The 17,127-nt window shown below is 43.1% G+C and carries 16 protein-coding genes, 1 pseudogene and 1 riboswitch; of the genes and pseudogenes, 6 read left to right on the forward strand and 11 right to left on the reverse strand.

The window, feature by feature from the left end; all coding sequences use genetic code 11:
• Positions 1-27 precede the first annotated feature (27 nt).
• The 3 genes from yqiA to nudF form a co-directional block, all read right to left on the reverse strand.
• On the reverse strand, positions 28-636 hold the full coding sequence (yqiA, locus tag AAC155_RS12195; protein ID WP_113042386.1) for an esterase YqiA: 609 nt from the start codon (positions 634-636) through the stop codon (positions 28-30).
• 131 nt (positions 637-767) lie between these two features.
• The gene (gene cpdA / locus AAC155_RS12200; RefSeq protein WP_112896167.1) at positions 768-1,607 is read right to left on the reverse strand and encodes a 3',5'-cyclic-AMP phosphodiesterase; all 840 of its coding nucleotides are present in this window, start codon (positions 1,605-1,607) and stop codon (positions 768-770) included.
• 99 nt (positions 1,608-1,706) lie between these two features.
• Positions 1,707-2,348, reverse strand: coding sequence for an ADP-ribose diphosphatase (gene nudF, locus AAC155_RS12205; protein ID WP_113042389.1), 642 nt, complete (start codon positions 2,346-2,348; stop codon positions 1,707-1,709).
• Between the two features lie 359 nt (positions 2,349-2,707).
• Here nudF and tolC point away from each other — a divergent pair, with 359 nt between their 5' ends.
• Positions 2,708-4,081, forward strand: coding sequence for an outer membrane channel protein TolC (tolC, locus tag AAC155_RS12210; RefSeq protein WP_113042390.1), 1,374 nt, complete (start codon positions 2,708-2,710; stop codon positions 4,079-4,081).
• A 57-nt stretch (positions 4,082-4,138) separates the two neighbouring features.
• Here tolC and AAC155_RS12215 read toward each other — a convergent pair whose 3' ends face one another.
• Positions 4,139-4,372, reverse strand: coding sequence for a DUF2628 domain-containing protein (locus AAC155_RS12215; protein WP_113042392.1), 234 nt, complete (start codon positions 4,370-4,372; stop codon positions 4,139-4,141).
• A gap of 595 nt (positions 4,373-4,967) precedes the next feature.
• Between AAC155_RS12215 and AAC155_RS12220 the strand changes: the two genes are divergently transcribed.
• The 4 genes and pseudogenes from AAC155_RS12220 to AAC155_RS12240 all read left to right on the forward strand — a co-directional run bounded on the left by AAC155_RS12220 (position 4,968) and on the right by AAC155_RS12240 (position 7,967).
• The gene (locus AAC155_RS12220) at positions 4,968-5,675 is read left to right on the forward strand and encodes a DUF1190 family protein (RefSeq protein WP_113042394.1); all 708 of its coding nucleotides are present in this window, start codon (positions 4,968-4,970) and stop codon (positions 5,673-5,675) included.
• A gap of 6 nt (positions 5,676-5,681) precedes the next feature.
• Complete coding sequence (locus AAC155_RS12225) at positions 5,682-6,842, forward strand: glutathionylspermidine synthase family protein (protein ID WP_113042395.1); 1,161 nt, start codon at positions 5,682-5,684, stop codon at positions 6,840-6,842.
• Between the two features lie 109 nt (positions 6,843-6,951).
• A pseudogene (gene tssD, locus AAC155_RS24485) lies at positions 6,952-7,331 on the forward strand (type VI secretion system tube protein TssD); the annotation flags it as partial.
• Positions 7,332-7,718: 387 nt separating this feature from the next.
• Positions 7,719-7,967 carry a CopG family ribbon-helix-helix protein gene (locus tag AAC155_RS12240; RefSeq protein ID WP_113042397.1) on the forward strand — a complete coding sequence of 83 codons (249 nt, stop codon included), beginning with the start codon at positions 7,719-7,721 and terminating at the stop codon, positions 7,965-7,967.
• Between the two features lie 14 nt (positions 7,968-7,981).
• Here the strand turns inward: AAC155_RS12240 and ygiD are convergent, their stop codons facing one another.
• On the reverse strand, positions 7,982-8,767 hold the full coding sequence (ygiD, locus tag AAC155_RS12245; RefSeq protein WP_113042399.1) for a 4,5-DOPA dioxygenase extradiol: 786 nt from the start codon (positions 8,765-8,767) through the stop codon (positions 7,982-7,984).
• A 194-nt stretch (positions 8,768-8,961) separates the two neighbouring features.
• Positions 8,962-9,615 (reverse strand): 3,4-dihydroxy-2-butanone-4-phosphate synthase, encoded by a 654-nt coding sequence (gene ribB, locus AAC155_RS12250; protein ID WP_113042401.1) that lies wholly within the window; start codon positions 9,613-9,615, stop codon positions 8,962-8,964.
• 140 nt (positions 9,616-9,755) lie between these two features.
• Positions 9,756-9,934, reverse strand: a riboswitch (FMN riboswitch).
• A 136-nt stretch (positions 9,935-10,070) separates the two neighbouring features.
• On the opposite strand from ribB, the gene ubiK reads away from it, so the two are divergent.
• Positions 10,071-10,358 carry a ubiquinone biosynthesis accessory factor UbiK gene (gene ubiK / locus AAC155_RS12255; protein WP_112895539.1) on the forward strand — a complete coding sequence of 96 codons (288 nt, stop codon included), beginning with the start codon at positions 10,071-10,073 and terminating at the stop codon, positions 10,356-10,358.
• A gap of 79 nt (positions 10,359-10,437) precedes the next feature.
• Here ubiK and AAC155_RS12260 read toward each other — a convergent pair whose 3' ends face one another.
• The 5 genes from AAC155_RS12260 to glnE all read right to left on the reverse strand — a co-directional run bounded on the left by AAC155_RS12260 (position 10,438) and on the right by glnE (position 17,122).
• Positions 10,438-11,106, reverse strand: coding sequence for a DUF799 domain-containing protein (locus AAC155_RS12260; RefSeq protein ID WP_113042403.1), 669 nt, complete (start codon positions 11,104-11,106; stop codon positions 10,438-10,440).
• Entirely contained in the window at positions 11,103-11,462 is a 360-nt protein-coding gene (locus AAC155_RS12265; RefSeq protein ID WP_113042405.1) for a DUF4810 domain-containing protein, read from the reverse strand. The genes AAC155_RS12260 and AAC155_RS12265 overlap by 4 nt, the downstream gene beginning before the upstream one ends.
• Positions 11,463-11,483: 21 nt before the next feature.
• On the reverse strand, positions 11,484-12,155 hold the full coding sequence (locus AAC155_RS12270; protein WP_112878316.1) for a CsgG/HfaB family protein: 672 nt from the start codon (positions 12,153-12,155) through the stop codon (positions 11,484-11,486).
• A gap of 601 nt (positions 12,156-12,756) precedes the next feature.
• Positions 12,757-14,181 carry a bifunctional D-glycero-beta-D-manno-heptose-7-phosphate kinase/D-glycero-beta-D-manno-heptose 1-phosphate adenylyltransferase HldE gene (gene hldE / locus AAC155_RS12275; RefSeq protein WP_113042407.1) on the reverse strand — a complete coding sequence of 475 codons (1,425 nt, stop codon included), beginning with the start codon at positions 14,179-14,181 and terminating at the stop codon, positions 12,757-12,759.
• Between the two features lie 85 nt (positions 14,182-14,266).
• Positions 14,267-17,122, reverse strand: coding sequence for a bifunctional [glutamate--ammonia ligase]-adenylyl-L-tyrosine phosphorylase/[glutamate--ammonia-ligase] adenylyltransferase (glnE, locus tag AAC155_RS12280; protein ID WP_113042409.1), 2,856 nt, complete (start codon positions 17,120-17,122; stop codon positions 14,267-14,269).
• Positions 17,123-17,127 lie beyond the last annotated feature (5 nt).

Genomic DNA, 17,127 nt, shown 5'->3' on the forward strand with positions numbered 1-17,127 from the left:
TTGTATACTGTTGATAATACCAGTCGTTCAAACATTTTTGGCAAGTTTTTTCTCGCCATCACTAGAAAGCCCAAGAAAGTTGATGATTTGTGGGAAATAGTGTTCAAATCCGATAAAAGAATGATTACCACCAGATTCAATAGTTTGCTTACATAATACCAGATAAGCAACCGCTTGGCGGTAATCCAGCACCTCATCTCCGGTTTGTTGCAATAACCAGATAAGATCCGGTGACTCCAATGGTTCAATCCGCATGCTTTTGAGATCATGAATATGGCGCGATTCCAACGTATATCGTTGGTTAGTATAGGGGTTAATATTTTCCCCAAGATAATCCCGCAGTAATTCAAACGGACGCACGGCTGGATTGACGACCACAGCGGGCAAGCTGAAACATTGTGAAAGCCATATCGCCAAATAACCACCGAGAGAAGAACCAACGATACCCAAATCATCCCCGGCATGCTCCATCACCAGATTTTCTAGCAACTCAGCCGCTTCTTCAGGATAAGGGGGTAACTGAGGCACCAGCATGTCAATTTCAGGATGATGCTGATACAGCCACGCTTTTAAGGCATTGGCTTTTGCAGACTGCGGAGAACTATTAAAACCGTGCAAATAGAGTAACGTTGACATCAGACCGTGCCCCTCAATTGTGCATAAATACCACCGGCCACTATGCTCCTGTGCGACATGCCACAGATGGTGAGGCTTGGCAAATCCAATAAGCAGAGAGTAACACAGCAATACAAGGAGACAAACACAACCTAATATCCATCCGAATCTAAATCAGGGCAGAACTCATTACTTGCCAATCTATAGACCTGGGTTGTCAGACCAAATTCGCCATTATCGGCAACAGACAATTCGAGATAACGCCATCCCGGAGCAACAGTATCAAGCATAAAATTGGTACAATGTGGTTTGAATTGCAAACATGTTGATGGTGTCGCCATCATACGGATGCCATTCCAATCCAGATCCATCTCTTGATGTATATGCCCACAAAGCATCGCCTTAACCCGTGAATAACTTTGCAGATACTGGGCCAGAATATGTGAATTACGCAAACTATGCTGATCCAGCCAAGTACAACCTGAAGGTAATGGATGATGATGAAGCAAGATCACCGCGTAACGTTCAGGGTACCTATCCAGGCACTTTTTCATCCATTCAAGCTGATATTCCGATAACTCCCCGTGGGGCACGCCCTGCACCTGACTATCAAGCATCAAAAGTTGCCAGTGCTTACCGACTAAAATCTGTTTCGACGGAGAAACGCCAGCCGCCGCCAAAGCATCCACCATCGCAGGCTGGTAATCATGATTGCCGGGCAACCAGACACAAGGTGCCGGTAAACGAGCAATGCCATCAGCAAAATGTCGATAAGCTTCCAACGACTGATCCTGCACCAAATCACCTGTCGCTACGATTAAACCAATATCAGCATTTTGTTTAAGGATGGCATCCAGCACCGCTTGGTAACTGCGATAAGTATTGATACCCAATAAAGTATCTTCTTTGCTGGCAAAAAGATGCGTATCTGTTATTTGCAATATTTTGGCTGTGGTTCCCTCTACCACAGGCAGTTCAAACTGGCTTTCCAAATGGTTTCCTTGTCCTATAAGTCATCGACGAGCATCATAACTCGTTTTAACGCAAGAGATCTGCTGACTGGCACACACTTCCCTTTTCTCGGTTAAAAATTAGGAATCATCTGAATTCCATTCTTTTTTTAACTTTTCATGGTGTAATGCCAGCCATTGTATCGCAATAACTGAAGCAGCATTATCAATAATTCCCTCTTCCATCCAATGATAAGCTTGTTCACGACTGACTACATGCACCCGAATATCTTCATGTTCACCAGATAATCCATGAATACCGGTAGCTGTCGTCGCATCCACTTCCCCCACCATCACAGAGATACGTTCCGTTGTTCCTCCGGGACTGGAGAGATAACTCAACACGGGTTTGCAACGTTTAACTTCGATTCCTGCCTCTTCCATCGTTTCGCGGCGCACCACCTGTTCCACATCTTCGCCCTCTTCAATCATACCGGCAACAATTTCCAGTAACCACGGCGTTGCTTTCGTCTCTATTGCCGGAATACGTATCTGCTCTATCAATACAACCTCATCACGATGTGGATCATAAGGCAACAATGCACCGGCATGGCCCCGCTCAAAAACTTCACGGCTAACCTCTTCACTCCAACCACCGGCAAACAAACGATGACGGAAACGGTAATTTGTCAGCTTAAAGAATCCATTGTACAAACTTTTTTTCGCGATAATTTCTATATCCTGCTGATCCAACATGACTGGCATTAACGGCTTCTTATGCATAAAATTCTCCTAAATAGTTCCTTACTTGCTAGCCACTAAGATGATATTAATCAAGCAGAGTTAAAAAATTCACTCTTTGATGGTGTAAAGTTAAGCTAAATTAAGGCAATATGGCACAAACGGCTACCTTTCGCTGATAGCATACTCTGCTAGAATCAGTAACATTTCGTTTTTCACCAAGGCAACGTAAGAGTCTATCCCAATAAGCGTAATTGGTGCAGGTCGTTTTTGTAAATGAACAGTGAACTCAGACTGTGCGCAGCACCTGAAGCATTCACTCTTTATCACAAAACATGGCAAATAAAATAGCCTAATGGGATAGACAACGAGTAAAATAGCTGTGCAATCAAGGAATTACAATGAAGAAACTGCTCTCCATTTTTATCGCTATGAGCCTGACGGGATTGAGTTCAATGGGTCAGGCTGAAGATCTTTTGCAAGTTTATAAGCAAGCAAAAGAGAGTAACCCTGAACTACGTAAATCAATGGCTGAACGTAATAAAGCTTTTGAAAAAATTAATGAATCCCGTAGCCCATTATTACCTCAGTTGGAATTAAATACTGGATACTCCTATAACAGTGGTTACCGCGATCAACGTGACACAGAAAGCAATATATTGAATGCAAAGCTTGGTTTGACTCAAACCATTTTTGATATGTCTAAATGGCGCCTATTGAACTTAGAAGAAAAAACGGCAGGTATTGCTGATGTTACCTATCAAAGCAGTGAACAAAAACTGATCTTGGATAGTGCAACAGCTTATTTCAAAGTATTGCGTACCATTGATACACTCTCCTACATTGAAGCTCAGAAAGCGGCCATTTACCGCCAGTTGGATCAAACGACTCAACGTTTTAATGTCGGTCTGGTTGCAATTACTGATGTCCAGAACGCTCGTGCTAACTACGATGACGTACTCGCTCAGGAAGTTGCCCGCCGTAATGATCTGGACAATGCACTGGAAGCTCTGCGTCAAGTAACCGGTATTTATTACCCTCGGCTAGCCTCGCTGAATATTGATCATTTCAAAACACAAAAACCAGAAGCAGTGGATATTCTGCTAAAAGAGGCAGAGAAACGTAATTTAGGTCTACTATCTGCCCGTTTAGGTCAGGATCTGGCTCGTGAACAAATCAAAGCGGCTCAAACAGGGCATATGCCAACTATCAATTTAGGCGCTTCTACCAATGTTTCAAACAGCCAGAATCATGCACCAGGCAGATCAAACAACTATAGCGGTGAAAACAGCGTTGGCCTGACGCTTAGTCTGCCAATTTATAGCGGCGGTGCCACCAGTTCCCGCGTTGAACAGGCACAATATGGTTTTGTCAGCGCCAGCGAACAATTAGAGAGCACCTACCGCAATGTTGTACAGACTGTCCGTTCTTCCTTTAACAACATCTCTGCTTCCATCAGCAGTATCGACGCCTATAAACAGCTTGTTGTTTCTGCGCAAAGCTCACTCGACGCAATGGAAGCGGGTTATCAAGTTGGTACACGCACCATTGTTGATGTACTGAATGCCACTACCAAGTTGTACGATGCCAAACAAAAGCTATCCAATGCTCGCTATGATTATCTGATTAATCAGCTAAATATTCAGCATGCACTGGGTACGCTAAATGAGAAGGATTTAGTTGCTCTGAATAATTCTCTAGGTAAACAGCTCTCAACTTCCGCTAACAGCATTGTTCAAGAAACAGCAGCACCAGCAACATCTGCTCGTAACTGATTCAGTTCTTCACTTTCACTAATTAACGGCCCGCCATAAAGCGGGCTGTTTTATTTCTTACCAACTGAATTTAGGCGCCGAAAAAAAAGCCGCTATTTTTCTTAAAAAAAATATATAAAAAAAGTAAATAAAACCAAAGAAGAAAGCGATAAAATTCATATTTAACAAGATACGACGCATAAAGGGTTCTGCTTTCATAGCAGCTTTGTACTCAGGCGCTTTAGGAGCACCATTGCGTTCAAAGAATGCAAAACGCGTCTGCCATCTTTCTGAATAATGACTCTTTTCCATACGACTTAATTTCCTTAATTAAAATAAAAAAATACAACACCAATAATATAATAACGATCCGTTATTAATTTAAGATTATATTCCTAACATAACCCATTGGAATTATTACCGAGAATAATGCAATTAGTAGATTCACTTACATAATAATCTTACTCGTTTAATTACCCTTAAATTACCATAAGTTACAGGGGCAGGATTAATATCATAAAATATCAATAACAGCACCCATTTTTTAAATTCACATATCTATTTCACAACATTAAAACCAGATTAAACAAAAATACCAGACAATCAATATCCCGCCGCCTTTTCAGCCAGGCAAAAAATTAGGCTGGCAATCCTAAGAGCCTATCTCAATAGGCGTAATTGTTGCAGGCAGTTTGAACACGGACAGCGCGGAAAAACCGGAGCGTACACGTAGTACGTGAGGATTTTGAGCACTGCCCAGGTTCGCTCTTTATGGCAAAGAAGGGCAAATAAAATAGCCCTATTGAGATAGGCAGTAAGTTTTATGCTTTAATTTTGTTCATATTTCCCCTATCCTTAAAGCTATTTCATAAAGAATCATAGACATCTAAAATCTGGGTATACGACGATGACGATAAAGCGGACCAAAGATATTAATCACGACACATTCCGTAAGGCTTGGCGTAACTATCGCCTTGCACCTGTGGCGATAGCTGTCAGTGCGGTTTTCATGTTATCTGCCTGTGAAAAGAGTGATGAAACAGTCTCTCTTTACATGAATGCAGATGAATGCTCTCAAGCCAATCCATCACAAAGTGAGCAATGTACGACTGCTTACAACAATGCGTTGAAAGAAGCGGAAAAAACAGCGCCTAAATATGCCACCAAAGAAGACTGTATTGCTGAATTTGGTGAAGCACAATGTACTCAAACCCCGGCACAAGCTGGCCTTGGCGCCACTGCTTCCAATACCGCCACCAATGGCGAAGCACAGGCACAGCAGCAGCAAAGCGGTAGCTTCTGGATGCCGCTGATGGCAGGTTATATGATGGGGCGTCTAATGGGGGGCGGTTCAGCGCCATCACAACCTCTGTTTAGCTCCAAATCCGCCACCAGCCCGGCAAATGGTCAATTCGTTGATGCGTCGGGTAAAAGCTATGGCCAGGCAACCGCAGGTGGTCGTTCCATGACAGTGCCTAAAACGGCTATGGCACCAAAACCAGCAACAACCACAACCATTACCCGTGGCGGCTTCGGTGACTCTGTTGCAAAACAGTCAGCCATGCAACGCAGCAGCGCCTCTTCCGGCTCCACATCTCGTTCAATGGGAGGCTAACCACGGATGAAACGTATTGCTATTACTGAACGCCCGGACTGGCGTGAAAAAGCGATAGAATATGGCTTTAATTTTCACACCATGCATGGTGAACCATACTGGTGTGAAGAGGCTTATTACCAGTTTTCTCTTGCTCAAATTGAAGAAATCGAAGCTACCACCGCAGAACTACACCAAATGTGTTTGCAGGTAGTCGAGAAAGTTGTCGATAGTGAAGAATTACTGACTAAATTTCAGATCCCAAAACATTGTTGGGATTTTGTTCGTAGCTCTTGGATTACCAGCCAGCCATCACTCTATTCCCGTTTGGATTTGGTTTACGATGGTAAAAGCCCGGCAAAATTGTTGGAAAATAATGCTGATACACCAACTTCGCTGTATGAGTCCGCTTTTTTCCAATGGATCTGGTTAGAAGATCAGATGAACGCCGGGTTACTGCCAGCACATGCCGATCAATTCAACAGCATGCAAGAGCAATTGATTGAACGCTTTGCTCAGTTGCGTGATGAACATGGCTTTGGCTTACTGCACATGGCCTGCTGTCAGGATACCGAAGAAGATCGCGGTACTGTTCAATACTTACAAGATTGTGCGCTGGAAGCCGGTGTTCCTACCGAGTTCTTATTTATTGAAGATATCGGTTTGGGAGAGAAAGGACAATTTACAGATCTAAAAGACCAAGTGATCAGCAATCTGTTCAAACTCTACCCTTGGGAATTGATGTTCCGTGAAATTTTCGCGACCAAATTGGAAGATGCTGGCGTTCGTTGGTTAGAGCCCGCTTGGAAAAGTATTATCTCCAACAAAGCATTGCTACCGATGTTGTGGAAGATGTTTCCAAATCATCCAAACCTGCTACCCGCTTATTTTGCCGATGATAATTATCCGGCAATGGATAGCTATGTTATTAAGCCGCTGTTCTCACGGGAAGGGGCTAATATCCGTATTATTGAAAAGGGCAAGGAAATTGCCAGTGTTGATGGCCCTTACGGTAAAGAAGGTATGATCGTTCAGCAATTTCATACACTACCAAAATTCGGTGACAATTATACGCTAATTGGTAGCTGGCTGGTAAATGATCAGCCTTGCGGTATTGGTTTGCGGGAAGACAGTGAACTCATAACTCAGGATTTATCTCGCTTCTATCCACATATTATTTTGGATTAATTCCCAATAGGGAGGAATGAGGAACAGAGTTAAATACCCCAAACTCCTCCCTTAAACATCCAGTGAAGAAACTTTGTACCCTTATAAATTTATAATAAAGGTAAATACTATGGCGAACACAATATATTTAACTATCACAGGCAAAAAACAAGGGCTTATATCCAGTGGTTGTTCTACCTATGATTCCATAGGTAATATACCCGTCATCTTTCAAGTTGCCTCTTTGTTGGCTGCGCTCGCTCACCCCGGTCACATAGTTACCTATGCTCCCAGGGATTCGTTCCCTTGCCGTCGCGATGCATCTTGAAATCCATAGGGTATAAATATCAAACAGGTCATGAAAATGAAATTTATGTTTATTCATTCGACCATGATATTAGTAGAGAACAAAATGTTAATCACACACCTATCTCAATTACTAAACCTATAGACAAATCATCTCCGCTATTAGGCATAGCAATATCAGAAAATGAATCTATACCCGTCATCTTTCAAGTTGCCTCTTTGTTGGCTGCACTCGCTCACCCCGGTCACATAGTTATCTATGCTCCCGGGGATTCACTCCCTTGCCGCCGCGATGCATCTCGAAATCCATAGGGTATATACCGAATGAACTTCAAAATGCTTGAGCCGTCAGATATAAAAACATTTAAATTCAACAACATAATCGTTTTTCAAACATGCACTTTGAAGTATCTTGAGTATATAACACAAAGATAATTGAACCAATGAAATTTTTGGTGATGAAACATCAATGCATTTTCACACAAATCCCTGTATCACCGGTAAGCTATCAAGCCTTAAAAAATAAAGAATCTGACCGTTATTGATGCTATAGTGTTCAATAACTATTATTGGTTTTTATTGGGAGCTCTTATGTCCATATCAGCAAAACAGACGATTACCGCACAGATACCTATCAAACTAGCTACAGCTATAAACGATTTAGCCAAAGAGTTAGACCGCTCAAAATCGTGGATCATTAAAGAGGCTCTTACCTCAATGATTGAGGAACGTGAACATCGCCACCAAATGATTTTGGCTGGCCTCGCGGATGTCGATACAGGTCGTATTGTGAATCATTCAGATGTTATTAATTTTGCATTCAAGCTGAAAACATCATAATCAGAACGTTCAATTCAACCAACCTGCACAGACAACATACTTAGCGAACCAGACTCAATACCATCTACAGGAATGGAAACCGTTTCTTTTCTATCCCACGTTCCCATGATATACAGCAACGGTAAAAAGTGTTCAGGAGATGGGTTCGATAATAGGCCATCTTCTCTGTCCAGTGCATGAATCAAAGGATAAGGTTGCTCATAACTGGTAAGGTTATCACGCACATAACGGTTAAATGTTTCTGCCCAAGGATACGGGTCAGCATCAGGTTCCTGCCGTTTCATGGTACTAAGATTGTGTACCACATTACCACTCCCCAGGATTAAAACACCTTCATCTCGTAAAACAGCCAGCTTTTTCCCTAATTCATAGTGATACGTCGCTGGCTTGGCATCATCTATACTCAGTTGAATCACTGGAATATTGGCCTGAGGATACATCTTAATCAGAATGCCCCAAGTCCCGTGATCCAATCCCCACTGATGATGATCGGCATAAACTTCCACAGGTTCCAGCATCTCTTGCACTAAAGCGGCCAATTCAGGCGAGCCCTTAGCCGGATACTGAATTTCATACAATTCCTGTGGAAAACCACGAAAATCATGAATAGTCCTCGGTTGACTCATGGCGGTTACTGCTGTGCCATTGGTATACCAATGAGCAGAAATCGCCAGAATCGCTCTGGGTACAGGCAGTCTTTCACCAAGTTCACGCCACACATTGATATAGCGATTTTCTCCCAGTACATTCATTGGACTGCCATGACCAATAAACAGTGCCGGCATTCTGGAAATATTCATAATGACCTCTCACGCCAAATATAGGTAATTTTAATACTTGCAGACAGGTTACGCCTTTCAGATAAGCAAAACAGTGGGCTAACGGTGATGGAGTTTTTCAAAAAAACTGAAAAGTCACAGCTTGCGTAAACTGTGACTTTAGAGAACGTGTAGGTTATAACTGATATTTCATCCAGTTATTAAACAATTAGGTTTCAGCTTGCTTTCTGCTCTATTGCCTGGCGATAAATCACCAGATCCTCAATAGTGACTACCGGCATATTATGTAGTTTCGCAAATTGCACTACCTCCGGGGTACGCGCCATTGAACCGTCATTATTGGTTAATTCGCACAATACACCTACGGGTTTAAAACCGGCCAAACTGACTAAATCAATTGTTGCCTCAGTATGCCCTTGACGAACCAACACGCCACCAGGTTGAGCGCGCAGTGGAAAAACATGTCCCGGACGGTTCAAATCACTGGGTTTGGCATTATCTGCAATCGCTGCACGAATGGTCGTGATGCGGTCAGCCGCAGAAACCCCCGTCGTCACCCCTTGAGCGGCCTCAATGGTTACAGTGAATGCAGTCTGGAACGAACTAGAGTTATTTTCTACCATCATGGGCAATTGTAATTGCTGGCGGCGCTCTTCTGTCAGACATAAGCAGACAATACCACTGCCATGACGGATAGTCAGTGCCATTTGCTCTACAGTCATTGTTTCGGCCGCAAAGATAATATCACCTTCATTTTCACGATCTTCATTATCCAGCACCATCACCCCTCTTCCATCACGCAAAGCGTTAATGGCGTGTTCAACACGTTCTGATGATGTGCCATATTCAGAAAGTAGCGTCTGATTCATGGTAAAGAAACCTCATTAAAATTTATGGATTACCAGAATCAGGGCGGTCTTGAGGAGTTCTCGCTATGACATAATATTTCGTAACACAATATTAAATGCCATAGCCGGAACAACAGACGAGCACAGAGCCCGACAGATGCCGTTATTCTCTCCCATCCGGACTATCACCGTCGGCTCCAGAATTACACTGGATCTGCTGACCTCCGTTTTATCATAAAAGATAACCACAAACGGAGCGCTCGCGGGCTTCATCATGCCACCAAAAAGATAGACTGATGTTTACCGCCGGTGGGGACTTTCACCCCGCCCTGAGATAAGCCAGTGAACTATAACGCTAATATTTGTCGGCGGCAATCGACAAAATCAAATGTGAAACCTAGCTCACAATGGTTTGTGGTTTTACTATCTGGTATTACACTATTCAGGAATTATTTATGTCATAAAAAGGATGCATCATGCTCGATCCAAAAAAAATTGAACAAATTGCCCGCCAGATCCAAGATTCTTTGCCAAAGGGGGTTAAAGAGTTTGGTGGTGATGTAGAGAAAAAATTACGGATGATTTTGCAATCCCAACTTGGCAAGCTTGACTTAGTGAATCGTGAAGAATTTGATATCCAAACTCAGGTTCTGTTACGTACTCGTGAAAAATTGACCGCGATGGAGCAGCGTTTAAATGAACTAGAAGCGAAGTTTGAAAATAAGTATGTTCCATCTGCTGATAACACGGCAAAAGAAGAATAATTATTACCTTTTATTACCTTACATAAAAATAACCGCGATAATGAGCAGATATCATATCTGCTCATCACCACACCCACACTTAATTAGAAATTAAATGCTGTTCTTTGCCGTAATGCTCAGAACGTGGGCCATAAAGCAAACTACGACTACCACCGGCTGTCAGTAAGCGGTTACTTGTAATGCCGGCAATTTCATGACCTCTATCCATAATGGTATTAGCTATCTGTGAAACTACGGCAGATACCAACATGCCAACAAGACTATTAGAACTATTTTGATCTTCAGTCGATGAAGCAGTTGTCCAACCATGCCACAGTTGCTTGCCACTACGCAAATCCACCAACCTTGCTGAAGCCGTTACACGAGTATCGCTATTAATAATCTGATATTGAGTACCATATTCTTCAATATCCAAATAGAGCGCTGAATCTGCACCAAAAATATCATGCAATTTTTTGTAACTGATATTCTGAACATCCTGTGCCGCTGTCACACCATTTTGCTGAAATGTCTCTTCCACAACAGCAACCGGAAAAACGTAATAGCCGGATTCTGCCAATGGATATGTCACATGAGAAATCAGGCTGTGCCCTGCTTTAACTTCCAGAGATTTGTTTACCGCGGGCAGAACCAGAATGGATTTGGGTTTGCTTTCTCTAAATGCAGTGTAATCATAAGGGACAGATTTACTACATCCTGTCAGCACAAATGCCGCTAATAAACTTAATGCGACGAGAATACGGTTCATTGCATAGTTCCTTTATTTTTACTTAATAAAAAGTCCATAAATGGCGCTGACTCAGGAAATAATTTTTTCTCTATTTCAAACTGATGGAATGCTTCTGAAACACGACCTGTTTTGCTATAAAGCAGACCCATCTGTGCATGCAGCCCAGGCGGTACAGGTTTATCTTTCGCTTTCGCTCTTTCAATTACCTGCTGCAAAGCCTGTAACTGCTCTTCAAGCCCTATCTTATCCTGCTGATAATATTGATAAATTGTAGGTTGGTATTTATCCCACTCATAAATTGTTTTTGGCTGCGTGACGCAACCCGCTAAGGTCATAGCTGCCAGCAATAAGCCCGCTTTTTTCATTAACATCATGAATATATATCCCTATGTTTCTTAATTAGATGGCTTCCATGCACCGGTTTCAATACTTTCAACCAGACGGTTTACTGCTTCACGAATAGCCAAATCCAATACCTTACCATTCAGTGTGGAATCATAGCTGGCAGTGCCACCAAAGCCGATAATTTCACGGTTGGATAATTTATACTCCCCAGCCCCTGCTACAGAGAAAACCACTTCGGAAGTTTCTACATTCACCACATTCAGCATGACTTTAGAATAAGCCACCTGCGATTTACCACGCCCTAACAGCCCCCATAACTGATGATCACCCACTTCCTTGCGGCCAAATTCAGTTACATCACCGGTAATAACGTAAGCAGCACCTTTCAACTTCTGCGATTTACCTTGTAGACCCGCTTCTGCTTTCAGTTCCGCCATATTAGTACGTTCCAGCACCGTAAAGCGTCCAGTCTGCTGTAAGTGCGAGACTAAAATCGTTTTAGATTGGTTACCAAGACGATCAATTCCGTCGGAGAAAATGCCATTTTGATAGCTGGAACGGTTTTCAAACTTACCGATCGCAATTGGACTACGAACACCTTGATATACCGTATTATAAGAATTAACTTTTTGTACCTGGACGGTATTAGAAGATTCAGTTGTACACCCTGCTAATATTGCCGAAGCTAAACAAATTGAAGATAAAATCAACTTACCTTGCATAAGAACTGATTCCTGCGTAAAAAATTTATCCGTTTTATCTACTAACCTTAAGATATAAAAGTTATATACCCGTCATCTTTCAAATTGCCTCTTTGTTGGCGGCACTCGCTCACCCCGGTCACATAGTTACCTATGCTCCCGGGGATTCACTCCCTTGCCGTCTCGATGCATCTTGAAATCCATTGGGTTATAGATAAGATATTTTATTAAAAAATCATTTACATCAGAAATCATTATGAATAAGCCAGCGTTATGTGACCAGCATTTTATGCCACAAAGATAAAAAACTATCTGTTACATCACACTTCTTCTGATTAATTCCTTATCATCCAGAGAATAAAATTATACTAAATCAAATTATAATTAAAATATTTTAATGATAATCATATCGTTAATTAAATTACTCGCACACGATATTACAAATATCTATATTATTTATGATGAAATACCACTCAACCAAGCACAAATTAAATAAAAAATAGCCGGGAAGATTTCATATCCTGCCCGACTTTCATTCTAATAATATAATCAAATAAATAATCTACAGCATTCAATGCAGTAATATCTTCTAGCTGTTTTCAATAACAAACTAAAGCATTATTTACTGATTTTTAATCGCCTTGATGATATTGGTTGTTGAAATGCCATCTTCAAAGTTCAGCACTTTGACTTCTCCGCCCGCAGCCCAAACTTCTTCACTGCCAGCAATTTCTTCCGATTTATAATCGCCCCCTTTTACCAATACATCCGGCAAAACATCCGTAATCAATCGCTGTGGTGTATCCTCTTCAAACGGCACAACCCAATCCACCGCGCCCAGAGCAGATAACACAATCATGCGTTGTTCTAGTGGATTAACAGGACGACTCTCACCTTTCAGCCGTTTAGTCGATGCATCACTGTTAACAGCAACAATTAACCGATCACCCAATCTACGAGCATTCTCCAGATATGAGACATGACCTGCATGCAGAATATCAAAGCAGCCATTAGTCATTACGATCCTTTCACCACGTTGACGAGCATCAGCAACAGCCTGTTTAAGCTGAAATTCAGTCATCACACCAAAACCCGTTTCAGCACGACCACGGATAGCATTCTCCAGTTCAATCGGCGAAACAGTCGACGTTCCCAGTTTGCCAACGACAACTCCCGCAGCTGCATTCGCCAGAAAACAAGCTTCATTCAGTGGCTTTCCAGCCGCAATCGCCGTTGCTAACACACCAATAACCGTATCGCCGGCACCCGTAACATCAAACACTTCCTGCGCCTGCGTAGGCAAATGTAATGGCGGTTGATCAACACTCAGCAAACTCATTCCCTGTTCAGAACGGGTGATCAGTAATGCCTGAAGATCCAAATCCTTAACTAGCCGAGTACCCTTCTCAACCAACTCATTGTCATCCTTGCAGTGGCCCACGACCGCTTCAAATTCAGACAGATTTGGCGTTAACAAAGTTGCACCACGATAACGCTCAAAATCATTACCTTTCGGATCGATTAATACCGGAACTTTGGCCGCGTTTGCCAGTTTGATCATTTCCTGAACTTGACTCAGTGCACCTTTAGCGTAGTCAGATAGAACCAATGCTCCAATATGGGGCAACGCCTGTTCAATGCGTTCAAACATTGGCTGCGCATCGATGTTATCGAAACCTTCTTCAAAATCTAAGCGAATTAACTGCTGATTACGGGAAAGTACCCTCAGTTTAGTCACTGTCGGATGGGTTGGGACAGAAACAAAGTCACAGCGCACCTTGACGCTGCTTAGTTTCTCACTCAGCGCATGTGCTGCGTCATCAATCCCAGTCAAACCAATTAAATGCGAATTTGCTCCAAGAGCCGCAATATTCATAGCAACGTTAGCTGCGCCTCCCGGACGCTCCTCAATGGTATTGACTTTTACAACAGGCACCGGCGCTTCCGGTGAAATCCGGCTGGTCGGCCCATACCAGTAGCGATCTAACATAACATCACCGACGACTAAAACTCCTGCACAGTGAAAATCCGGGAGTGTTATTTTCATCCCTTGCTCCAAATATTAGATATTAAATTGGTGCCAAATATTATCATACGACCGTAAAATCCCTACACCAAACCAGTAAAACCCGTTATTGTTCACCCAACCACTGTTGCCAACTACGACGTACCTGTTCCTGTTGTTCACGGAAACAATGGGTTGATACCCGACTGGAAAGCGTCTGTAACGCCAGATGATGTAATTCATCACGCATAGAAACGTAAGCCTGCGTTAATGCGGCAGCCTCATCTTCATCCATAATTTCATAAGCCGCCATTAATTGAAAAATCCGTACATTATCCGACCAACTCACCAAACGCGCATTTTCAGTAGCATAACGAAGCACCAAATATTGAGCGATAAATTCGATATCGGTGATCCCTCCTGGATCAGCTTTAATATCAAATTGATCTGAATGGTGACTGCCTAAATGTTTATGCATCTTTTCCCGCATTTCCCTTACTTGCTGACGTAACAAAGCAGGTTCTCGTCGCGTACATAATGTCTGATGGCGTATCCGCTCAAAATCCCGATGCAAGTTTTCATCACCAAATACCATACGGGCACGTACCAACGCCTGATGTTCCCAAGTCCACGCTTGATTCTGCTGATAATCAGCAAACGCACCGATGGTACTGACTAACATGCCTGATTCGCCTGAAGGACGCAGGCGGACATCCACGTCATACAACACACCAGAGGAGGTTCGAGCACTGAACAAGTGCATAATTCGTTGGGCAAGACGCAAATAAAATTGCCGAGCATCAATCGATCGATCGCCATCAGTCATCACATCCACCGGGCAATCAAGCAGGAAAACTAAATCAAGATCAGAACTGTAGCCCAACTCCCAACCACCCAATTTGCCATAACCAATCACAGCAAATCCCAGACCTTGCCGCTGACTCAAATGTGATGGAACACCATAGCGTTTTGCCATTTGTCCCCACGCCTGTTGAACGACTGCTTCAATAATCGCTTCTGCCAAATAAGTGAGATGATCACTGACTTTCATCACCGGCAATACACCAGTGATATCCTCCGCCGCAATCCTCAGTAATTGAGCCTGCTTAAACTGGCGGAGAGCTTCTAGTTGTTGCTCTTCATCATCTTCTGGTATCCGCAACAAATATTGCCGCAATTCATCTTTATAGGCATTTAATGGCAAAGGCTCATACAGAAACTGTGGATCAAGCAGTTCATCCAGCAACAATGGATGGCAGGCAAGCTGAGTCGCAATCATCGGTGAAGCAGCACACAACCGGATAACATGTGTCAGTACAGCTTCCGATTCAAGTATCAGTTCCAGGTAAGTTGTACGGCTGACAATACTTAACAACAGAGGGATAACCCGATCTAGCACTATATTGACATCTTGATTGGCATCTTGCCGCAAACAGACTTTTGCCAATAAACGTGGCATCAGATGGTCGAGCACATCACGCCCACGAGGGCCAATGGTTCTTTTGCCCACATCATGGCGGAACACAGAAATAATATGCAATATCTGCTGTGCAATCTCTTCATCCAAGTGCGGAGCTAGTATGATTAACTCTTCTTTTTCGAGCTCTTCCAGCCACAGACTTTTAAATGGTACATGACTAGGTTCCTCTTCACTATTATCACTGTCATCGCCAATCAATTGCGTAAAAATAGCCCGAACAGCACCCATCTTGCTGTTCAATTCAATTATCAGAGCGTCCCAACTTTCAAATCCCATGCCCCATGTCAGTCGTGAACGATTCAGCTCATCTTCTGGCAGAGTTTGAGTTTGTTGATCATTAATTGACTGTAAAAGATTTTCTAACCGCCGCAAAAAAAGGTAACCGTCAGAAAGTTGTTTCACCTGCAATGATTGTAAAAGTGTCAACTGCGCTATTATTTGCAAAGTTGGTAACAACGCCTGAGATTGCAAACACAGTTCACGTCCACCACGAATCAGTTGGAACACCTGGGCGATAAATTCAATTTCACGAATACCACCAGCCCCCAGTTTGATATTGTCTTTCAAGCCACGGCGACGCACTTCCCGTTCAATCATGCCTTTCATATTTCTCAGGGATTGAATCACACTGAAATCAATGTAACGGCGAAAGATAAATGGTCTCAACATCCGGCGTAGCTCTTCACCATACGCTTGGTTGCCCGAACCCATAATCCGTGCTTTCACCATCGCATAACGTTCCCAATCACGCCCTTGCTCTTGATAGTAATCTTCCAGTGCAACAAAACTAAACACCAATGGACCACTATCACCGAACGGGCGCAAGCGCATATCTACCCGATACACAAAACCATCCACAGTTTGCTGATCGAGCACTTTGATAAGACGCTGCCCCAAGCGGGTAAAAAACTGGGTGTTATCCATTTCACGCCGGCCACCTTGGGTAATACCGTTTTCAGGATAGACAAAAATCAGATCAATATCAGAAGAGAAGTTCAACTCACCACCGCCCAGTTTTCCCATACCGAGAATCAACAGCGGTTGTGGTTCGCCTCGCTCATTACAAGGCGTTCCCCAATCCTGACAACAACGCTGATACAACCAATCACGGGCAGCAATAATCAACGTTTCAGCCAACATACTAAGCTGTTGCAGTGTCTCCTGAGTCGTCATGCTATGTAGCGCTTGCGACCAGGCTATTCTGACCAGAATCTTGTTACGGAACTGGCGTAAAACCCGCATGAGGGCATTTTCATCCTCTACTGATGCGAGTAATTGTTGCAGCCATTCAGCATATTGATGCCACTCCTGCGCTTCAGGTGGATGTTGGCGGATCTCAGCTAACCATTCAGGATGAGTTTGCAGGTTTTCAACAACAAAATCGCTCAGGGATAATATGGCCTGCTCATGAGCAGCAACAGGCTCAACGTTCAAAGTTAGTTGATGAAAATGTTCAGTCACACGCTGTAACTGGGCCAGAAGCGGGGTTGGAAGTGGCAACATAGAGA

It is taken from the genome of Photorhabdus sp. HUG-39 (assembly GCF_963878365.1).
GTDB lineage: Bacteria > Pseudomonadota > Gammaproteobacteria > Enterobacterales > Enterobacteriaceae > Photorhabdus > Photorhabdus kayaii.

Coding starts and splice junctions, on each gene's coding strand:
- yqiA (WP_113042386.1), bottom strand. CDS start 636: ATGTCAACGTTACTCTATTTGCACGGTTTTAATAGTTCTCCGCAGTCT.
- nudF (WP_113042389.1), bottom strand. CDS start 2,348: ATGCATAAGAAGCCGTTAATGCCAGTCATGTTGGATCAGCAGGATATA.
- tolC (WP_113042390.1), top strand. CDS start 2,708: ATGAAGAAACTGCTCTCCATTTTTATCGCTATGAGCCTGACGGGATTG.
- AAC155_RS12215 (WP_113042392.1), bottom strand. CDS start 4,372: ATGGAAAAGAGTCATTATTCAGAAAGATGGCAGACGCGTTTTGCATTC.
- AAC155_RS12220 (WP_113042394.1), top strand. CDS start 4,968: ATGACGATAAAGCGGACCAAAGATATTAATCACGACACATTCCGTAAG.
- AAC155_RS12225 (WP_113042395.1), top strand. CDS start 5,682: ATGAAACGTATTGCTATTACTGAACGCCCGGACTGGCGTGAAAAAGCG.
- AAC155_RS12240 (WP_113042397.1), top strand. CDS start 7,719: ATGTCCATATCAGCAAAACAGACGATTACCGCACAGATACCTATCAAA.
- ygiD (WP_113042399.1), bottom strand. CDS start 8,767: ATGAATATTTCCAGAATGCCGGCACTGTTTATTGGTCATGGCAGTCCA.
- ribB (WP_113042401.1), bottom strand. CDS start 9,615: ATGAATCAGACGCTACTTTCTGAATATGGCACATCATCAGAACGTGTT.
- ubiK (WP_112895539.1), top strand. CDS start 10,071: ATGCTCGATCCAAAAAAAATTGAACAAATTGCCCGCCAGATCCAAGAT.
- AAC155_RS12260 (WP_113042403.1), bottom strand. CDS start 11,106: ATGAACCGTATTCTCGTCGCATTAAGTTTATTAGCGGCATTTGTGCTG.
- AAC155_RS12265 (WP_113042405.1), bottom strand. CDS start 11,462: ATGATGTTAATGAAAAAAGCGGGCTTATTGCTGGCAGCTATGACCTTA.
- AAC155_RS12270 (WP_112878316.1), bottom strand. CDS start 12,155: ATGCAAGGTAAGTTGATTTTATCTTCAATTTGTTTAGCTTCGGCAATA.
- hldE (WP_113042407.1), bottom strand. CDS start 14,181: ATGAAAATAACACTCCCGGATTTTCACTGTGCAGGAGTTTTAGTCGTC.
- glnE (WP_113042409.1), bottom strand. CDS start 17,122: ATGTTGCCACTTCCAACCCCGCTTCTGGCCCAGTTACAGCGTGTGACT.